This window comes from Flavobacterium sp. GL_143, from assembly GCF_057834355.1.
In genome coordinates, this window is sequence record NZ_CM174401.1 from 4,499,560 (window position 1) to 4,519,448 (window position 19,889).

The 19,889-nt window shown below is 33.2% G+C and carries 13 protein-coding genes; 5 read left to right on the forward strand and 8 right to left on the reverse strand.

All coding sequences use genetic code 11. The annotated features are described in order from the left end of the window. Positions 1 to 201 precede the first annotated feature (201 nt). The 3 genes from AC3IPI_RS18955 to AC3IPI_RS18965 form a co-directional block, all read right to left on the reverse strand. The gene (locus tag AC3IPI_RS18955) at positions 202 to 798 is read right to left on the reverse strand and encodes a murein L,D-transpeptidase catalytic domain-containing protein (protein ID WP_323489596.1); all 597 of its coding nucleotides are present in this window, start codon (positions 796 to 798) and stop codon (positions 202 to 204) included. A gap of 291 nt (positions 799 to 1,089) precedes the next feature. Continuing rightward, positions 1,090 to 2,514, reverse strand: a complete 1,425-nt coding sequence (locus AC3IPI_RS18960) for a SusD/RagB family nutrient-binding outer membrane lipoprotein (RefSeq protein WP_039112049.1) — start codon at positions 2,512 to 2,514, stop codon at positions 1,090 to 1,092. 12 nt (positions 2,515 to 2,526) lie between these two features. Further along, a complete protein-coding gene (locus tag AC3IPI_RS18965; protein ID WP_489154904.1) occupies positions 2,527 to 5,700 on the reverse strand; it encodes a SusC/RagA family TonB-linked outer membrane protein in 3,174 nt (1,057 codons plus the stop codon). Between the two features lie 686 nt (positions 5,701 to 6,386). Here AC3IPI_RS18965 and AC3IPI_RS18970 point away from each other — a divergent pair. From AC3IPI_RS18970 to pgl, 4 genes are all read left to right on the forward strand, one after another. After that, the gene (locus AC3IPI_RS18970) at positions 6,387 to 7,994 is read left to right on the forward strand and encodes a class I SAM-dependent methyltransferase (RefSeq protein ID WP_489154906.1); all 1,608 of its coding nucleotides are present in this window, start codon (positions 6,387 to 6,389) and stop codon (positions 7,992 to 7,994) included. A 356-nt stretch (positions 7,995 to 8,350) separates the two neighbouring features. Next, complete coding sequence (gene gndA, locus AC3IPI_RS18975; RefSeq protein WP_039112052.1) at positions 8,351 to 9,760, forward strand: NADP-dependent phosphogluconate dehydrogenase; 1,410 nt, start codon at positions 8,351 to 8,353, stop codon at positions 9,758 to 9,760. Between the two features lie 28 nt (positions 9,761 to 9,788). Beyond that, a complete protein-coding gene (zwf, locus tag AC3IPI_RS18980; protein WP_489154908.1) occupies positions 9,789 to 11,324 on the forward strand; it encodes a glucose-6-phosphate dehydrogenase in 1,536 nt (511 codons plus the stop codon). After that, positions 11,308 to 12,024: a 6-phosphogluconolactonase gene (pgl, locus tag AC3IPI_RS18985; RefSeq protein WP_489154910.1), complete on the forward strand. Its 717-nt coding sequence runs from the start codon at positions 11,308 to 11,310 to the stop codon at positions 12,022 to 12,024. The genes zwf and pgl overlap by 17 nt, the downstream gene beginning before the upstream one ends. A 263-nt stretch (positions 12,025 to 12,287) precedes the next feature. Here the strand turns inward: pgl and AC3IPI_RS18990 are convergent, their stop codons facing one another. The 5 genes from AC3IPI_RS18990 to AC3IPI_RS19010 form a co-directional block, all read right to left on the reverse strand. Continuing rightward, a complete protein-coding gene (locus AC3IPI_RS18990; RefSeq protein WP_409416629.1) occupies positions 12,288 to 13,127 on the reverse strand; it encodes a DUF4249 domain-containing protein in 840 nt (279 codons plus the stop codon). Positions 13,128 to 13,131: 4 nt separating this feature from the next. Continuing rightward, entirely contained in the window at positions 13,132 to 15,741 is a 2,610-nt protein-coding gene (locus tag AC3IPI_RS18995) for a TonB-dependent receptor (protein WP_489154913.1), read from the reverse strand. Between the two features lie 98 nt (positions 15,742 to 15,839). Then, complete coding sequence (locus AC3IPI_RS19000) at positions 15,840 to 16,682, reverse strand: FecR family protein (RefSeq protein WP_489154915.1); 843 nt, start codon at positions 16,680 to 16,682, stop codon at positions 15,840 to 15,842. A gap of 12 nt (positions 16,683 to 16,694) precedes the next feature. Then, complete coding sequence (locus AC3IPI_RS19005; protein ID WP_039112057.1) at positions 16,695 to 16,904, reverse strand: hypothetical protein; 210 nt, start codon at positions 16,902 to 16,904, stop codon at positions 16,695 to 16,697. A 46-nt stretch (positions 16,905 to 16,950) separates the two neighbouring features. Further along, entirely contained in the window at positions 16,951 to 17,472 is a 522-nt protein-coding gene (locus tag AC3IPI_RS19010) for an RNA polymerase sigma factor (protein WP_489154917.1), read from the reverse strand. Positions 17,473 to 17,984: 512 nt separating this feature from the next. Between AC3IPI_RS19010 and AC3IPI_RS19015 the strand changes: the two genes are divergently transcribed. Further along, positions 17,985 to 19,520, forward strand: coding sequence for a peroxidase, FMP-type (locus tag AC3IPI_RS19015; RefSeq protein ID WP_489154919.1), 1,536 nt, complete (start codon positions 17,985 to 17,987; stop codon positions 19,518 to 19,520). Positions 19,521 to 19,889 lie beyond the last annotated feature (369 nt).

The window sequence follows — 19,889 nt, forward strand, 5'->3', positions numbered from 1 at the left end:
AATTATTAACACATAGAAACATAGATTTTATGTGTAAAAAAGAGTGCAAAAAGAAATATATTTCTTTCACATAGCTAGCTATGTGCGTCTAAAACAAGTAAAACGCCTTTTTTCTGCGTACAAGACCTATGTTTCTATGTGTTAAAAAATTACACCCGACGGATTAAATTAAGACTTATTGTAACTATATCAGTATTTTATTTAATAATAAATATCTAAAACAATACTCGATTTAGAAGTATCTATTATTTTTTCTATTCTCTTAAAAAACACTTCATTTACCATAGGACATCCTTGGCTGTGACTAATGTAATAATCTTGCTCTTCATAAGGAACAGCAGAATAGGAATGTAATACTATAGCTCTTTTATAGGCATTATTATTGCTTTCCTCTAAACCAAATAATTTATAAGATTTTCCAAACATTCCTTTGTAGTCCTTACCTATTATATATTTTCCTAAAGAAGTAGATTTAGAATTTGGCATGTTACTAAATTTTAAATCTCCATTAATCCCTGTTTCTGACCCTGATCCATGAGCTACTAATCCTTTATCTATGATTTTATTATTCTCTAAATCATACACAAAAAAGCGGTTCATGCCTGATTTAATCTTCATATCGATAAAAAAGGCAACCTTAGGATTAAATTTAGGATTTCCATCTATCATGCATTTAAGATCACTTAACTGACTATTAAATCTTTCGACTTCAGTACCAGATGTAGTCGTTAAATTGTTATTATTGGAGGTAGAAAAAAATCCGATATTAAGAAATAAAATTAAATAAAGTATTTTCATAAAAGCAAATTTTAAATGCATTTAAAGATAGTCGTTTAACAAAAAAGAATCACTGCTCTAATCTACTCTGCAAAAATAATAAATTATAGAATACACAATATGTTAAAATTTATTAAATAAACAGTTAGTTAGCAAAATATCAAGTAGTTACTGAGGCGTTTTTTAATTTAATCTTATATCATTGGGAAATAGAGCTTCAATGTGTCGCATTTATTAGACATAAAAAAAGCTAAATCCTTCGATTTAGCTTTTTTATATTCTTAAAGTTGAATATCTCTTTCGGAATTCTGTTTACTTCACATCAAACCATAGTTTTGTAGTAAGCAAGTCTTTTCCTTGAGCAGTTACTGCGGCTTTATAACTATTTCCGTTTAGCGATTGTTCTGTACCTGGATAAAAAAAGCGCGAAGGTATCTGTCCGTCCAAAACTGTAGCTGGACCAGCTGTTAAAACTGGATAATCCAGTCTCCTCCACTCTACAAAAGCATCAAGACCCTGCCCATAAAATGCAATCCATTTTTGAGTACCTATCGATTTTGCATAATTTGTTGCATCATATTTAACCGTTGTCTGATTAAGATAATTAGAAATAATTGTTGCATCGGTAATACCAAATTGATTGAACGATGCCGTGATTGCATTTTTATAAAATTGCTCTGCATCTCCAGGAATATAGCCACGTGCTACAGCTTCAGCAAGATTAAATAGTACTTCGGAATAAGAAACAATTACTGCTGGTGATGCCGAGGTTAAGAAATACGTACCTGGTTTTGAAGTTTTAGCAAACCCCTGACTATTAGCATCACTGTTGGATAATCCATTGGCACCTCCAACATATTTGCCTACGCTTGCATCTGATGGTAGTTGAGCATAAACAGGCAAACGAGGATCTGATAATGCATTTAACTTATCAACCAATGTTTTTGAAATACGATAATCATCTCTAGTTTCGAACCAAGCTGAAGCTGGATTTTGCTGAGGCGAACTCGTGTAAGTAAACTTAAAGATTTCACTATTGTTGCTAATTAATCCCGCTGCATCGGTTGTTGCCTCAATCGCAGTTTGCTTAGCTAAAGCAGGTTCTTTATCAGAAATTCTTAACGCAATACGCAAACGAAGCGAATTTACCAGTTTTTTCCATTTAGTAATATCTCCTTTATAAGCCAAATCACCAATTACAGTTCCATTTGTTGGATTTAGCAAGGACTGAGCTTGTTTTAAATCTTCTAGTAATCCTGTATATACTTCCTTTTGAGTATTATATGCAGGTGTTACTTTTAGACCAGCTTCTTTATAAGGAATGCTTCCGTAAGCATCTGTCAACAATAAAAACGTCCATGAACGCAGCGTTAGTGCAATCCCTTTATAATTTGAATTTGCTTGTTGGTTTGGGAAATTCAAAATCGTATTTAAATCTGTAATTAAGGTTGCGTATCCCGTATCCCATAAAGAAGTGAAAGAAGTATTAGATACATCATATCTGTCAGGTTCTGTATACTGGATTTTAGCCCAATGCTGAACAAATAATAAAGACGAGTCAAAGTTATTTATTGACCCCCAATATAAATCAGCACCTTGTTTTAATGATCCTGTTAATAAGTAAGGCGCCAATGGAGTTTCTGTTGCATTTGGATTTTTATTAATTTCATCCAAGCTGTCACTGCATGAAAACAGAGACAATGCAAATAGTGTTATATATGATAGTTTTTTTAGCATGATTTCGTATTTTTAAAATTTAAGATTAACATTAAGGCTAAAACTTCTGGTAGTTGGCAAGGCTAAACTCTCCAACCCTTGTCCGTTTCCTGTATTAAAAGCCGATTCAGGATCGATATTTGGTACGTCTTTGTAGATAAAGAACAGATTACGCCCTGTTGCAGTAATACTAGCTCCTTGTAATCCAAATTTCTTAATTAAATTTTTGTTGACATTGTAAGTAAGTCTTACTTCTCTTAATTTTACAAAAGTTGAACTATAAACATAAGCTTCGCTGATATTGTATGATGCTTTGTAATACTCTTGTGCACTAATTACCTGAGTATTGGGAGTTCCATCTGCATATACACCATTAAAGATAACACCATCATCATATACAGTTGCTCCATTTGGTGCTGCACCTGTTAATAAGGTTTTGTTATTACCTGCATAGTAGTAATTTAATCCACCATTGGCAGCATCACGACCCGGGAGAGTTTGAGCTAGCACACCAGTATAATTACCAGTTCTGTTAGTTCCCGAAAAAAGCTCCCCACCTACACTAGCATCAACAAGGAATGAAAATTCAAGATTCTTGTAAGTTAATGTGTTTGTAATACCACCTAAATAATCAGGAGTATAATGTCCTAATACTTTCTTTTGCGGATCAGCTTTTGGTAATCCATTAGCCCCTACTACAATATTTCCGTTTGCGTCACGCTGATAAGCAGTACCGTAAAGTGCGCCATAGGCTTGCCCTACAGATGCTAATACATCGACACCACCAGAAGAACCAATTGTGTAGTTTTGAATGTTTCCTTCATAGTCAAGAACATCTACCTTGCTTATATTCTTTGAATAATTTACACCTACATTCCACTTAAAATCTTTAGTTTGAATAGGATTTCCATCCAATTGAATTTCTATACCATGATTGTTTATTTTACCTGCATTAATTAATTGCGAATTATAACCGCTTGCAGTTGTTGTTTTTATCTCCAGAATCTGGTCAAAACTATTGGTGTTATAATAAGCAACATCAAGATGTAATCTGTTTTTCCAGAAAGAAGATTCTAGACCAATCTCTGTAGAGCGAGTTGTTTCTGGTTTTAAGTTCTCATTAAGTTTCTTTTGAGAAGAGGTTTGAATTGGATTTCCGTCGAATGCAGATTTGAAAGTGTAAACTGTAGCCAATTGATACGGATCTGCATCATTACCTACTTCAGACCAACCACCACGAAGTTTTAAAAAGTCGAGTGTATTGCTTTTTAGATTAAAGGCATCAGATACTACAAAACTACCATTAATAGAAGGATAGAAATAAGAACGGTTACTGCTTGGTAATGTCGATGACCAGTCATTACGCGCAGTTACGTTTAAAAAAGCATAATTTTTATAACCAAATTGTGCTGAAGCATATACACTATATACTTTTAATTCTGAGAATGTGTTTGATGAAGTTAACGGATCTCGAGAGTTTGTCAATGTATATAAATCAGGTACAGCCAGACGAGGTGCTTTCTGATAATTGTTTGCATCGCTGTGGTTACGGATATTAAATCCGGCAAGAGCATCTAAACTAAAATCCTGGCTCAGTTTTTTGGTATATTGCAAGATACCCTCAGTGTTTCTTTCGTTTACCGTATAAGCATCTTCTGCATACGACCCAAAAGGAGTTCCATTTGTGCCATATTTAATCTCGTATTTTCTACGATCGTTATAATAGTCAACTCCAGTACGGAATTTAAAATTAAGCCCATCGGCAATTTTTGCATCTAAGTGAATATCTCCTATCAAGCGGTTACGCTGCTGGCTGGTAGTATTATAATAAGCATTCCAATACGGATTGCTATAATAGCTGTTGTTCCAGTTTACATCTCTATTATTCCTAAGCTCATTGATATCTACCTGACGCCCGAACCAAAGAAACTGTAGCATTACACCAGCAGCACGGCTACCAAATGGGCCACCTGGTAGTGCTGGAGCATCTGTAACAATATAGTTTGCCGTTACTCCTACTTTTATATTCTTAGATATTTGATAATTAGTATTAACCGTAAAGTTTGTTTTGTTTATTTCACTATTAGGCACAGTTCCTAATTGTTTTTGATTATTTACTCCTAATCGAAAATCTGATTTCTCATCAGATTTAGCTACCGAAATACTGTTATCATAAGTAAGACCAGTATTAAAAAAGTCTTTTACATTATCAGGATTAGCCACAAAAGGCACTGCTTCTCCATTTGAATAAAACTGAGGAATAAGACGACCATCTAGTTTAGGTCCCCAACTTTCATCAACACCATCATTAATTCCACCACCTTTCCCATCTACATAACTAAATTTCCCATTGGATCCTTGTCCAAATGAATTCTGAAATTTAGGTAAAGTAGCAACTTGAGAGATAGTTATACCCGAACTGAAGCTTACGCCCAATCCTTTTTGTCCTTTTCCTGATTTTGTAGTTATAAGTACAACACCATGTGCAGCACGCGATCCGTAAAGAGCTGCAGCATTAGGTCCTTTTAGTACACTTAATGATTCAATATCTTGCGGATTTAAATCGGCAATAGCATTTTTAAAATCGCGGGTAGCTCCACCAGCGTTTAACTGTGAGTTATCTACCGGAATTCCATCTACTACAAATAGAGGCTGGTTATTTCCAGATATAGAGGTTTCACCACGTATAATGATACGTGAAGACCCCATGTCTCCTTGCGAATTTGTAATACGTACTCCTGCTAATTTACCAGTAAGACTATTCAGGAAATTGGTTTCTTTTGTTTCTGCCAACTCTTTGCCCTTAAGTGATTGAGTGGTATATCCTAAAGATTTCTTTTCTTTTGTAATACCCAGTGCAGTAACTACAACCTCTGATAATACATTCTGCTCTTCAGTTAGATTAATAGTTATTGAATTTCCATTAGCTACAATTTCCGTCTTTTTATATCCCATATAGCTTACTATTAGCGTATAAGGAAGTTTTTGTCCTGTCTGAAAATGAAATTGCCCTTCAGTATCTGTTATAACTCCGTGTGTAGTACCTTTAATATTTACCGAAGCACCAATAATAGGCTCCTTTGTAATAGCATCGATTACTTTTCCTTCTAGTTTGGATTGAATTAATGGCTTGGTTTCTTGTGCTCTAACCCCTATGGAAATCAACAAAATGCATAGCCATGCATATCTATTTATTTTTTTTTTCATTACTTTGTTTTAGTTTAATAAATAAGGCGAGCCGAAAACGGATTTAATCCATTCTCGCTTCCTTATAGAGATGTACAATTTCTTTAAGCTTCACCATTTCTGCTGCAACAGAAATGGTTTTTTTTTATCTGCATTGCATTCGTCTTTTCATTTTTATTTATTTTGGATTACTATTATTTGAATTGGTCTTTATAAGATTTCAACTCTAAAATTGAAAACCTATCTTTTTAAAAATTTGCGTGAATTAGAGATTGAAGAATTTTTATCAACGATATGTCATCTAGATCGATAAATGACTTACTCTTATTCAAAAAATGAAATACTTTATATTTATTTAAATTTAAATTCTACTAATTTGATAGAACAAAAGTATATTGAAAAAAATTAGTCCCAAAATTTTAACTGTTTTTTTTGTAAAAAAATGTTAATTAAAATATTATGAAGTATTTAAATATCTAAAAATAAAATAGTTAATACTAATAGATACTTTTCTGTTGTGTAAGATTTTTTCTAAACGGATAGCAATAATAAGAGATCTTAGCAGTTTCCAAACCGTGTTATTATCAAAAACAAGCCGTGTTTTTACCGAATCAAACGCGATATACCATGCTAGTGTGATTTGCTAAAACAGATATGTTCTCTGTTAAAAAAAATGACTATTTTTATCAAACCATCAACCTTTTACTATGACCGATAAATCACTACTCCGAGGTTCCATTTTCAGACATCTAGACGGCTTAGCAGTTGCACCAGTGGCGATCGCATTAAGAAATAAAGATGTTTTAGAGTTTATCCTGAACAAAAAGCAAGTACAACTAACTGAACTTGCAATCGCTTTTAAAGCAAATGAAGGTTATCTAAATGTAGGCTTAAGGATTTTGGCTTCTCAAGGTTTCTTAGATTATGAAGTCGATAACCAAAAACAGGAAATTAAAATTTCGGTAAATGAAAAGACAGCAATAGCTTTTTCGATGTTTCATCTTTACGAAGATGTTGTTGATTTACTTCAGTTTTCTATCCAGTTCCACCCTCGCCTATTTGAAGATGTGCCGTTTGAAAAACTCAATGCTATTTTTGAAAAATATAAAAAAAACTACGGAATTGAACCTTCTAGTGATGCTCTGATAAATAGTATTCAGACCCAGATTTTAAAACATATAGAAGGCTATTTAATTGGACCTACGATAGTGCGTTTGGCAATGAAAGGAATGTTTCATAAATATTTCATGGAGACTTCTTTTAAGCCAGAAGAATTTCATAAATCTCCTGAAAATTTCAAAAAAATATTAGACTTTTTTGTGCATCTTGGATGGTTTCTGGAAAAAAATGGCAATTATCAATTTACCGAAGACGGTTTGTTTTTTGCAAAAAGAGCCAGTGCCTACGGTGTTACAGTTTCTTACTTGCCAACATTTGCAAAAATTGAAGAGTTAATTTTTGGCGACCCAGCCGCGTTAAGAATGATCGCTGACGGCGAAAATGAAATTCACGTTGATCGCGAAATGAATGTTTGGGGCAGCGGTGGTGCTCACGACACTTATTTTAAAGTCGTAGATGAGATTATAGTTAAACTTTTCAATTTGCCAATTAAAGAACAACCAAAAGGAATCCTGGATATGGGTTGTGGTAATGGCGCTTTTCTGCAACATATTTTTGAAGTAATCGACAGGCAAACCTTGCGAGGTAAAATGCTCGATGAATACCCATTATTTCTCGTTGGGGCAGATTATAATCAAGCTGCGCTGAAAGTAACCAGAGCCAATCTTATAAAAGCAGATATTTGGGCAAAGGTAATTTGGGGAGACATTGGTCGTCCGGATATGCTCTCAGATGATTTAAGAGAAAATTATAATATTGATCTGAAAGATTTACTTAACGTAAGGACTTTTCTAGATCATAATCGAATTTGGAAAGATCCGGAACACATTCGCAAAGACAGGATTAGTGAATCTACAGGTGCATTTGCCTATAGAGGAAAAAGAGTCAGTAATAACCTTGTAGAAGATAATCTTCTGGAACATTTACAAAAATGGTCGCCGTATGTGCGTAAATTTGGATTGCTACTTATCGAATTACATACCATAAATCCAAAACTTGCTGCCAGTAATTTAGGTAAAACTCCTGCAACAGCGTACGATGCCACTCATGGTTTTTCTGACCAATATATTGTTGAGATAGATGTTTTTAATAATGTTGCTGCCGAAGCAGGATTATTCCCGGATAAATCAATTTTTAAACGATTTCCAGATGCTGATATAGCTACAGTAAGTATCAATTTATTAAAAGGAAAGTAATCTATAATGTCAGTTACATAAATTTATAATCCTTGTCTGAAAGAAAAAACATATGTATTAAATATTAAACATAAAAAGCTCCATTATTTCTAATGGAGCTTTTTTGTATTTGCTAAAGACTTTCGACAATAAAATTTATTTTATCACATAAAAAGTAACATAATAAAGGCTTAAAGAGGATAGTAAATAATATAGTGTTTCATCATTTTTCTCTAACTTAGCGCTGTAAATCTTAAAATATAAGATTAAAACAAACTTTGTTTTTCGCAAAGAACTGAATGAAAAAGCGTTACTGTTTTTTTTCTTACATTTTTTTGGAAAAGCATTTTTATAATAATTTTAGTTAATTGAAAACTATGAATAAATTTGATTTTGGAATCGTAGGACTCGGTGTAATGGGACGTAATTTACTTTTGAATATTGCGAGCCATAACTTTGCGGCAGCAGGTTTAGATTTAGATACTGAAAAAGTTAATTCACTTCAACAAGAAGCAGATTCTGACCATACAATTGAAGCTACTACAGATGTTAAGCATTTTGTAGAGCTTATACAAAAACCTAGAGCTATTATGTTATTGGTTCCTGCAGGAAAACCTGTTGATAGCGCAATAGCAAGCTTATTACCTCATTTAGACCAAGGAGATATTATAATTGATGGTGGTAACACTTATTTTACCGATACAGACAGAAGATTTTTAGAATTATCTGCTAAGGGAATTCACTTCTTTGGAATGGGAATTTCTGGTGGAGAAAAAGGCGCAAGATTTGGTCCGGCTATGATGCCTGGAGGAGATCAGAAAGCATACGAGAGACTTCGCCCAATTTTTGAAGCTATTGCAGCAAAAGTAGATGGAGAACCTTGCGTAGAATATTTAGGAAACGGATCTGCGGGTAATTATGTAAAAATGGTTCACAACGGAATCGAATACGGAATCATGCAGTTGATTTCTGAAATTTATGACCTAATGAAAAGAGGTTATAATCTGGATGAAGATACGATTCAGAAAACTTTTGAGGAATGGAACCAAACAAACGATCTTAAATCGTACTTGATCGAAATTACAGGAAACATACTGAAAGAAAAAGATACTGACGGAAGCAGGCTGATTAATAAAATTTCTGATTGGGCAAAATCTAAAGGAACAGGAAAATGGACTTCGCAAAACGCAATGGATTTACAAGTGCCAGTTCCTACTATCGATGCAGCAGTTTTTATGCGTGATATGTCTAAAACTAAACCGGAAAGAATTGAAGCCGCTACTAAACTAGCTTGGAACGCTGCCGAAACAGATGTAAATACAAGTGAAGCAATTGCGGCATTAAAATCAGCTTTATATTTTTCTATTGTAGTTACTTATGCGCAAGGATTAGCACAACTTCATACTGCTTCTAAAGAATACAATTACGGATTAAATCTCGAAACTGTTGCCAAGATATGGCGAGGTGGCTGTATTATTCGTGCTAATGCTCTGGAAGATTTTAGAAAAGCATTTGCAACTAAGAATGATTTGCCAAACTTACTTTTAGATTCTGGAATCGCTTCAAAACTAACAGAAAACCAATCTGGGATGAGAGCAGTTGTACAATTTGCTGTTCAAAAAGGATTGCCTGTAGCTGGACTAATGAATTCATTAGCTTATTTTGATGCCTACAGATCAGAAAATCTTCCAACAAATTTAATTCAGGCACAACGTGATTATTTTGGAGCACATACCTACGAGCGTATTGATACGACAGGAGTTTTCCATACACAATGGTCTGAATAAAGAACTTTAAGCAACACAACACACTAAAATGAATAAGTTCAAAAATATAAATCCAACAATCATTGTTATTTTTGGAGGAACGGGTGATTTGGCAAAGAGAAAACTCTTTCCCGCATTTCAAAATCTGTACCTAGACGGCCGTATGTCTGATAAGTTTCAGATTATCGCTCTGGGAAGAGCAGAAAAAAGCAATGAAGACTTTCGCAGCTATGTCTTAGAAAATCTAAATACTTTTTCAAGAAAGAAAGGACTTTCTGATTTAGAAACTCAAGAATTTCTTTCGCACATAATCTACCAAAGTTTTGATATAGATAAAGAAGAATCGTATCAAAGATTAAATGAAAGAATAAATAGTATTGATCAGGCATTTGAAGAACGCGCTAACCGTCTTTTTTACCTTTCTATTACTCCTTCTTTTATCACTACAATATCTAGTAATATTAAGAAAATTGGCCTTGCGGCTAATGCTAAGCAGGATCGTATCATTATTGAGAAACCTTTTGGTTACGATAAAACTTCAGCGATTGAGCTTAATGAAATGCTTTCGCACACTTTTAAGGAAGAACAGATTTACAGAATTGATCATTATTTAGGTAAAGAAACCGTTCAAAACATACTTGCCTTCCGTTTTGGAAATTCGATGTTTGAACCTTTATGGAGCCGTAATTTTATCGATTTTGTTCAAATTACAGTAGCCGAAGAAGTTGGTGTAGAAGAACGTGGTGGATTTTATGAAGGAGTCGGTGCTTTAAAAGATATGATTCAGAACCATCTTCTTCAGATTCTATGTATGACAGCTATGGAAGCTCCAGCATCATTAGAAGCAGACGATATCCGAAACCGCAAAGCAGATGTCTTAAAATCTATTCGACGCATTAAACCTGATGAGGTTGATCATTATATTGTAAGAGGTCAATACGATGCTGGTTTTATAAAGGGAAATCCAGTTCTGGGATACCGTCAGGATAAAGGAATTGCTCCAGATTCTAATACGGAAACCTATGTAGCGATGAAAATTTATCTGGACAACTGGAGATGGCAGGGAATTCCGTTCTATTTGCGCACAGGAAAAAGAATGGAAGAAAAACAGTCTTCTATTATCATACAGTTTAAACCAGTTCCGCATTCTTCATTTTCGTATGGAAAAGAAGGTATGACACCAAACAGGCTTATTATCAATATTCAGCCTGCAATGGATATCAAGTTGCAGTTTATGACCAAAAAACCTGGACTGTCCCTTTCATTAGAACCAGCAGAAATGATATTTGATTATTTCTCCTGCTCTACAATGTCGCCAGAAGCTTACGAAACCTTAATTGCCGATGCTCTGGCAGGAGATCCTACCCTATTTATGCGTTGGGATCAGGTAGAACAAGCTTGGGATGCTATTGATACCATACAGCAAGTATGGAAAACTATAGCGCCAACCAATTTCCCTAATTACAAAGCTGGAAGCTGGGGACCGGAAGAAGCTGACGAATTATTGGCTCGCCAAGGACACGCTTGGATTCAAAACTCACAAAATAAAATAAAAGAAGAAGTATTAGATGATACAGATATATAATAACACAGAAGAAATTAATACTGTAGCTGCAGATTTATTTGTAGCTGCTGCACAGAAAGCAATTGTGGGAAAAGGCAAATTTACAGTCGTACTTACCGGAGGTTCATCTCCTGCAGGGATTTACAAATTATTAGCTTCTGATGATTATAAAACTAAAATAGACTGGAGTAAAGTTTTTATATTTTGGGGTGACGAGCGTTGGGTTCCTCTTAATGATGATCTTAGTAATGCAAAAATGTCTTATGCTGCATTATTAAGCCACGTTCCTATTCCGAAAGCTAATATATTTGAAATGTATAAGGATGGCGTAACACCAGAAGATTATGCAGTTACTTATGAAGAGTCTATTAGAGAGGTATTAGGAAATGAAGGAAAGTTTGATCTTATTTTATTAGGAATGGGAGACGACGGACATACAGCTTCACTTTTTCCTGGACAAGCAGTATTAGAGGAACAAAACAAATGGGTTTCTGCCTACTACCTTGAACCTCAAAAAATGCACAGAATTACACTTACTGCACCATTAATAAACAAAGCAGAAAAAATTGTAGTAGTGGCTTTTGGAGAGAAAAAAGCACCAGCATTAAAAGAAGTTACAACAGGAACATATAATCCTACACTTTACCCAATGCAGTTAATTAAACCTGTTTCTGGCGAATTATTATTTCTTGTAGATAAAAGTGCTGCTGGTACAAATTAAGAAATTGTTTTATACATTTCTTGCTAAAATTATACTACAGACTAATTAGCATAAGTATAAAAAGAGATAGAGAAGATTTCCTTCTTTATCTCTTTTTTTGTTTTTTACCTTAGTAATAATACTGTTTTCGATACTAACCGAATTAATTAAGAGGTTTTCATAAATCTATAAAAATAAAAAAGTTTGAAGTCCCGTAGAGAGATAACTCTACGGAATCCAAACCTAAACAAGAAGTGTTTACAAATCAACCTTCAATTAAATTCTTATTTTACAGTATAAATAATATGATTTGTTTCACAAAGTCTGAAGTAACCCAATGCAAAATTATTAGTGTCAGTTGTGTTTATAACATTACCCCTAATATTACCTGGTGCTGCACCAAAAGGGTTCGAATTTGTTACCTCTAAAATTAAATTCATATAATTATAAAAGTTTTTAGAAATCCCACGATGTGTTATATCAAGAACTTTTCCCGGCTTAAGATCTGCGTCAGAAAATTTTTCATCTATTACATTCCCATTAACAAATTCATCACTTGTTGATGTGTATTCTGGAAAAGCAAGGATATCACTTTTGTAATCTGTAAGATAATAATTGGTCTGATCTGCTGGGTCTTTGTAATAAAATGTTACCACAATAAGATCAGGTCCTGTTATATCGGGCATAAATTCCTGATCTATCTTGTCAATTGGCGGGACAGCAATTAATTTTTCAGTAGCTGTTAAACTTTGCCCATCAACCTCTACAAATAATTTATATTCCATATTAATCACGGGTACAAAATTAGTGCAGGTATATAAACCCGGTGCTGATTCGTTGAATGTAAAAATAGTCCCTTCACTATTCTCAACTCTTACATGTGCTCCTGAAACCTTTGGTACAACAGCACTGTAATAAGGAGCCATTCGGCTTATTTTTATTGTCTGTTCATTACCGCTAGTTCCTTTTTCCCAAACTATCTCAGCATCTATAACTATTCTGGGAGGACCAGTTTCTAAATCAAGTTCAACAACCCTGTCACAGGATAAAAAAAGTGAAACAAAAAGAAGACTAAATAAAGTAACTGTTTTGCTTTTAAGGTTGTATTTTTTTAATCTTAGCATATTATTAAAATTTAAAATTATAAGAAACACCAGGTACTAAACCGTAAATAGACAGTTGTCTGGACTCATTAGTTCCCGAGTTAGTATTTTGTGAAAACATCATCGATGCAGCATTTTGCCTATTATAAAGATTATAAATACTAAATACCCAATAGCTTTGCCATCCTTTCTTTTTATCTGGTTTAGGAGTATAGGTTGCACCAATATCCAAATGGTGATATGCAGGAAGTCTGTTGGCATTTCTCAACGTATAATTAGGCACATTTCTTCCTCCAAATTCATAATAACCGTTTGGATATGTTACCGGCTGACCTGATTGTAAGGTGAAATTAGCATTAAAAGACCATTTTGGGCTTAAATCATAATTTGCCGTAATATTTAAATTATGCAATTTATCATATCCTGATAAATACCATTCACCATTAGCAATACCAGGTTCTTGTGGTGTTCTTCCCGGAGTTTTTTGTTCAGCTTTAGACAAAGTATAAGAAACCCATCCAGTAAAACGACCCGTATTTTTTCTGAATAATAACTCCATACCGTATGATCTGGCTTCTCCGTTCAGGATATCCTGCTCAATATTATTATTACCTAATAGATTTGCACCATCAATATAATCAATACGGTTTTTAATTTTTTTATAAAATAATTCTCCTTCAAAAGAATACTCACGTTCTTTAAAATTTTTGAAATATCCTACTGCATATTGATCCAGCATTTGTGGTTTTGTAAAAGGTCCGCTTGGTGTCCAGATAGTCATAGGCAACGGAGCACGGGTATTAGACAACATATGAATATATTGTGCCATCCTGTTGTAGCTTGCCTTTACAGAAGTTTCATCATTAAAAGCGTATGATAGTGCCAATCGTGGTTCTAAATTATTAAAACTGCTAATGGTTTGTCCTTTTCCGTAATACTTGCTTCCAGTTGGTGTTGCTTCTTCATAAATATGATATAACGGATTATATACTACTGCTTGATCATTTTCGTAAGTACTGATACTTTCGCCACCTAAACGATAAAATGAACTATAACGAAGTCCGTAACGAAGATTCAACTTTTCTGTAACCTGATGTTCCACATCAAGATAGGCAGACGTTTCTAAAGCGTATTTTTTATCTAATTGATTATAATTATATCCCGAATTAAGACCAAACGGCTTTACAGTTCCTGGATTAAAATCATAATATAAAGCATCAATACCGTAGTTAAGTTTAAAGTTTTCTGATATGGTGTGATTCCAGTTATATTTTACCCCGTAATTGGTTATTTTACTATCCCATTCAAATTTCTGAAATGGTATTTGCAGATTAAATTTATAATCACTGTAAAAAGCAGAAAGGTTGGTATTTAACTTTTCCGAAAATTTATGTTTCCAGCTAACCGTTCCCATAGTATTACCATATGTACTGGCGAAAAAATTGTTGATATCAAACAAATCATTTCCCAGATAACCAGAAAAAGCAATTGTATTATTTGCTCCCAAACGATAATTTAACTTGGCATTGATATCATAAAACATGACACTACTCTTAATATCAGTGAGTTTTAAAAATAAATGTGCATACGAAGCACGTCCGGCAATAATAAACGAACCAACATCTTTTTTTATAGGGCCTTGTACTAAAAGTCGACTCGATATAAGGCCAATACCTCCATTTACTTTATACTCATTAAGATCTCCTGTTTGCTGACTTACATCTAGAACTGAAGAAACGCGTCCTCCAAATTTAGACGGAATTCCTCCTTTGTATAAGTCTAATCCGCTAACAACATCGGCATTAAAAATAGAGAAAAATCCAAACATATGAGAGTCACCATATACTGGAGCGCCATCTAAAAGAATCAAATTCTGATCGGCAGCACCTCCACGAACATTAAAACCCGATGAGGCTTCTCCGGCATTTGTAACTCCGGGTAACGTCAATAATGATTTTAAAGGATCTGGTTCGCCCATAGCAGTCGGTAATCTTTTAATCTCAGCCATCGAAAGCTTATTCACACTCATTTGGGTGTTTCTAACATCAACCGCTTTGTTAGTTCTTATAATTACCTGCTCCAACTCCTGACTGTCTGACTCTATGCTGAAATCATTTTTTGCATCCTGAGAAACCGTAATTTGTTTTTTTTTATTCTTAAACCCCACGTAACTAACCAAAATAGTATAAATTCCGTTATCTAAGTCTAAAGAATATTTTCCGTTTTTATCGGTTGTAGCACCTATTTCTATTTCTTCAACAAATACGTTTGCCCCAATAACAGGTTCTCTATTTTGATCAAGAACCTGCCCTGTTAGTTTATTCTTTTTGGACCCTTTTGTAACTTTTTGTTTTACAAAAATATTATTACCTACGATCGAAAAGTGGATTGAACCACTTTTGTTAAGCTCATTTATAAGTTGTTTTATTTCGATATTAGTATAAGCCTTTTTTTGGGTAAAATATTTTTGGCTCATATTAATCTGATCTGTAAAAGCAAATTTATAATCTGTCTGACTCTCAATTTGCTTAAAAAACTCTTTTAATGTTACAGTTTGATCTACAGTTACGGTTATGTTTTGAGAGAACATAGTCCAACTGAATAAAAAAAAGCATGTTGAAATTATATGCTTCATGAATTTTTGTATTTTTGAATATTATTAAATGGATAGTTTTATACTATCTTGACTAAGGAAGGATGTTTAGTTTCGCGGCTAGTGCATCCTTTTCTTTTCTATTGAAAAGTAATCTGTTTTAATTTTTCATTTACTTCATAGTTTAGGTTATACATTTCTGATATTAATAGAACAATTGTTTTTAAATCTTCCTTTTTATTTATTCGCACAGTAATTCGTTGGTCATAATATTCTTTTGGAATAATAACTTTGTAACCATAATTAGACTCGATGTAAGTACTGATAACACTCAGTTTTTCATTATCAAAATCCGTAAACCTGTTAAATTCTGTTACTGAAGCAGTTTCGTTCCCGTAGATAAATTTATCTCCAGGTTTCAGTATCCATTTTTTATCTTGGTTTTTCACACTCATCTCAACACTTCCTTCATAAAGTTCTACTGCCACTTCTTTTTGAGGATATCCTTTAACTGTAAAAGCGGTACCTAATACTGTAGTTGTGGTTTCGTTACAAAACACCTGAAATGGATGTTTTTTATCTTTTTTAACTTTAAAATAAGCTTCTCCATTTATTTCTACTTTTCTATTGATAGCAAAATTACTGGCATACATGATTTTAGAATTCGGACTCAATTCTACTCTTGTACTATCTGGTAAGTCAATAATTTTGATTATAGAAGTTGTGTTTTCAATTGTATTTTCAACAATTTCAATATTATTACTTATCGGATCATTAGTAAAGTATAATCCAGTCCCTATAAGAGCAAAAATTAAAACTGCCGCTGCTGCATAATAGCGCCACGGTTTATTTTTTTGTTTTTGAGATGGGAATGTTTTTAATTGAAATTCTTCCCAAGAATTCTCTTTTTCAGTATCGGAATGTGCAATGGGAGTTTCGTCCCATAATTTTTTTAATTCCTCTTCTAATTTCTTTTCGTCCATATCTTTTGTGCGTTAAAGTTTTTGACAATAAAATCCTTGTTTATTAAAAACACCATAAACCATTTCTTTAATATCTCTGTTGGTTTCGATTTTTAGAATATGATCACTATTATCCAAATCAAAATTCATTATACAATCAGAAATGATAAACTGCAGGAGAACTACAATAAAGCTTGCTTCTTCCTTGGTTTTAACATCTGTTTTATAAGATTCAGTACGCATTTTATGTTTCCGTTTATATCTATAACAAACGAGAACATAAAAGTTCCTAATGCTCTTCTATTTTTTTTCGAATAAATTTACTGGCAAGATAAATATGATTGGCAATGGTCTTTTCAGAAAGATCCGTCATTTCTGCAATCTCCTTATAGCTAAGGTTTTCCAGTTTGTGTAAAGTGTATATTTTTTGTTGTTGCTCGGGAAGAAGATTTATGAAATTATAAAGTTTTTCTTTTCTTTCTTCAAAAATTATTGTTTCTGTATCCTCTTCTTCAACTTGTAATGGTAAAGTATCAAGTTGAATTATTTTATTTTCTCGGTTAACATGATTAATAATGATGTTCTTGCATATTGTAAACAGTTGTTTGTCAAATAGAACATCTTCATTAAGTAATTCTCTTTTATTATATAATCTTAAAAAAGTTTCCTGAACAAAGTCTTGCGGAGTAAGTACTGTAAAGTTAAATCGTCTGGCTATGTTTATCAGTTTATCATAGTAATTAAGATAAGCCTCCTTGAAAGATGCTTCATTCCCTTTTTTTAAATTTAATATAAACTTTCTGTTGTCCATAACGTAAATATGATCATAGTCTTAACCTAATCGCCAAAATAATATGGCACATTACAGTTATAGCTAAGTCTGACAGGCTTATTTTTTTAATAAACCTTTAGGTACAAAGAACAGAAATTTTATTCTAAAATTTTTTAACAGGAAAAAAATAGTTTAAAAAAAATTATATCCCAGTTTCTGCTACTGCATTATCACTTCAAATATAAATAAATGGCGTGACTAAATTTTACATTCAATAACTAAATAATAGACCTCTTTCTCTATCGGCATATTTCATTTATAAGTAATTCTGTTTTTTTCTATATCTGTGTGAATGTTGAGTATTTATTGAAAAACGAGTAAAAATACCTAGTTGGTTTTTGAAATTTAATTCTATCATTGTAGAATATAATTTTCGAAAAAAGTTAAAGCATTATTGAGGCTTGTTTAATGAAGATGTCTTTAGATGCGTACTATCATGCATGGGTAACTTTTTAATAAATAGTCTATTAACTTTAAAAAATAATAATATTATGTTTAAACGTAAAGCCCCCGAAGAAGGTAATGATTTGTTCCAGGCATCTTCATATTTGACAGAAGAAGGAAACGACACATTATTAAAATCTGCTGAAAAGAATAAGAAAAATATTTTGTATGATTTGATGTTTGGATATGAAAAAGTTCAAATTAACGATCCAATTAGAGCTTTTCATGAAAGTAATTTACAGAATATAGTAGATGATGTAAAATATGGTGTTTTAAAAGTATTAGAAGGTACCTGGGTAAGCTATAATAGCAATAATGACTCAAGTAAGAAAAAATTAATTGGAACTGGAATCCATACTACTATTATGCCTTCGCCAGGTACAAATTTAGGTAGTATTCCCGGGAAATATAGTTTTGAATGTGAGGAGTATATAGAGAAACTAACATTTGATTTAATAGATGGCGGAGTTCGTAATCGCGGTGGCGTAAATGAACAATTTTGTGGCGCTGTTAAATACGAACAAAGTATTAAAAGTGTAAATAAAGTACCAAACGATACCAAGCTTAAATATACTCCAATTCATGAGGAGAACGGTATGTATTTATGGCTTAGTGATATATTTAACTATGCGGCTACCGAAAAATCTATTAAAGAGGATCGTGGTTTGCACCCTATAGATCCAGATGACAAGCATAAAGATTTATATAAAAGCGGATACAAAGATGAAACTCTTTATTTGCCTTTAGGTAGTAAAGAATATGTAACTCAGGAGAATTTAAACGGACGAGAATATTCTGAAATTATCCCAGCGAAAGAACTTAAACCGGGAGATGGTCAAAGAGGTCCTTATTTTATACCTGATTATTCTATTTCTCGTAGCGGAGTGATTCCACATGGAAGTACGATAACTTTATTGGGAGATTTAGTTCAAACTGGACCTAGCGGTCTAAATACTGGTGCTCCAAAATTTCCAGAAGGTTTTAATGCTTGGGACTTTGATCATCTTTCTATCTCGAAAACTATGGGTGGAGCTGATGCAAAAAAAGAGCCTATAAATCTTGATGCGGCTCCTCCTGCTTGGGTATTTGAGGAACTTAACGCGGATAATGACCCCAGAGAGAATAAAATATACACACAACGAATACTTGCACATCATTTATATCCTTATTCAGTAAGACCTGATTTACGCCTTCGTGATTCCAACAAAGGAGAAGATATAATAAATCATGTACACATCCAGATGTCATCTAAAAATAAAACGGGTGCTCAGGGTGGGATATTAAATGTTCCGTTTGTGAATCGTTTTGCGCCTACTGTCGAAATGAATATGCAAATGTGGGTTGAAACGGTTGTAGAAGACGGAAAAGAAATTCTTCAGTTGCAATACGAACAAGTTATATTATTTGAATTTCATTTTGGTGATGACGGTGGTACTACCAGCTGGCCACATATACAAGTAAATACGCTTCGCAAAATAGAAGATGTTTCTGAGGATCAAAGACGCTTAATCGAGGAGCAATTTAACTCTAATAAAATTAAATCTTCTGGGGCAGCTTCGGAATGTCCTTATAAAAAAGAATAAAATTTAAAAAAAAATCGACTACACCTTTATACTAAAGTGTTTTGGTGTTAGTTTAAAAGCCCAAATCCCTCCAATTTGGGCTTTTTTTATGCCTTATTTCCGTTTTGCAGCAATAATTTTCTCAAAATTGATTTTTTTGTTTTTCTCTTCAATAAAATAATCGAAATAGTACTTTGATTATAAATTTTCAAAAAAAGACTAACCCAGTCTGGCATTCTTACTTATTTTTTTCTGTATTATATAAATAATAACATTTAAGCAATGGTATTATTCATGTTTCATGTTATAATATGAAACATATAAATAAATATCTCAAAGTTATATTTAATTAATTTTGAGAGACCACATATTCTTTTACCCCCTTTTTTT

Bases quoted from the DNA above. Each gene is read 5' to 3' on its own strand.
- AC3IPI_RS18990 (WP_409416629.1), bottom strand. From the start codon at position 13,127: ATGCTAAGATTAAAAAAATACAACCTTAAAAGCAAAACAGTTACTTTA.
- AC3IPI_RS18995 (WP_489154913.1), bottom strand. From the start codon at position 15,741: ATGAAGCATATAATTTCAACATGCTTTTTTTTATTCAGTTGGACTATG.
- AC3IPI_RS18965 (WP_489154904.1), bottom strand. From the start codon at position 5,700: ATGAAAAAAAAAATAAATAGATATGCATGGCTATGCATTTTGTTGATT.
- AC3IPI_RS19000 (WP_489154915.1), bottom strand. From the start codon at position 16,682: ATGGACGAAAAGAAATTAGAAGAGGAATTAAAAAAATTATGGGACGAA.
- AC3IPI_RS19015 (WP_489154919.1), top strand. From the start codon at position 17,985: ATGTTTAAACGTAAAGCCCCCGAAGAAGGTAATGATTTGTTCCAGGCA.
- AC3IPI_RS18970 (WP_489154906.1), top strand. From the start codon at position 6,387: ATGACCGATAAATCACTACTCCGAGGTTCCATTTTCAGACATCTAGAC.
- pgl (WP_489154910.1), top strand. From the start codon at position 11,308: ATGATACAGATATATAATAACACAGAAGAAATTAATACTGTAGCTGCA.
- AC3IPI_RS19010 (WP_489154917.1), bottom strand. From the start codon at position 17,472: ATGGACAACAGAAAGTTTATATTAAATTTAAAAAAAGGGAATGAAGCA.
- AC3IPI_RS18955 (WP_323489596.1), bottom strand. From the start codon at position 798: ATGAAAATACTTTATTTAATTTTATTTCTTAATATCGGATTTTTTTCT.
- gndA (WP_039112052.1), top strand. From the start codon at position 8,351: ATGAATAAATTTGATTTTGGAATCGTAGGACTCGGTGTAATGGGACGT.
- AC3IPI_RS18960 (WP_039112049.1), bottom strand. From the start codon at position 2,514: ATGCTAAAAAAACTATCATATATAACACTATTTGCATTGTCTCTGTTT.
- AC3IPI_RS19005 (WP_039112057.1), bottom strand. From the start codon at position 16,904: ATGCGTACTGAATCTTATAAAACAGATGTTAAAACCAAGGAAGAAGCA.
- zwf (WP_489154908.1), top strand. From the start codon at position 9,789: ATGAATAAGTTCAAAAATATAAATCCAACAATCATTGTTATTTTTGGA.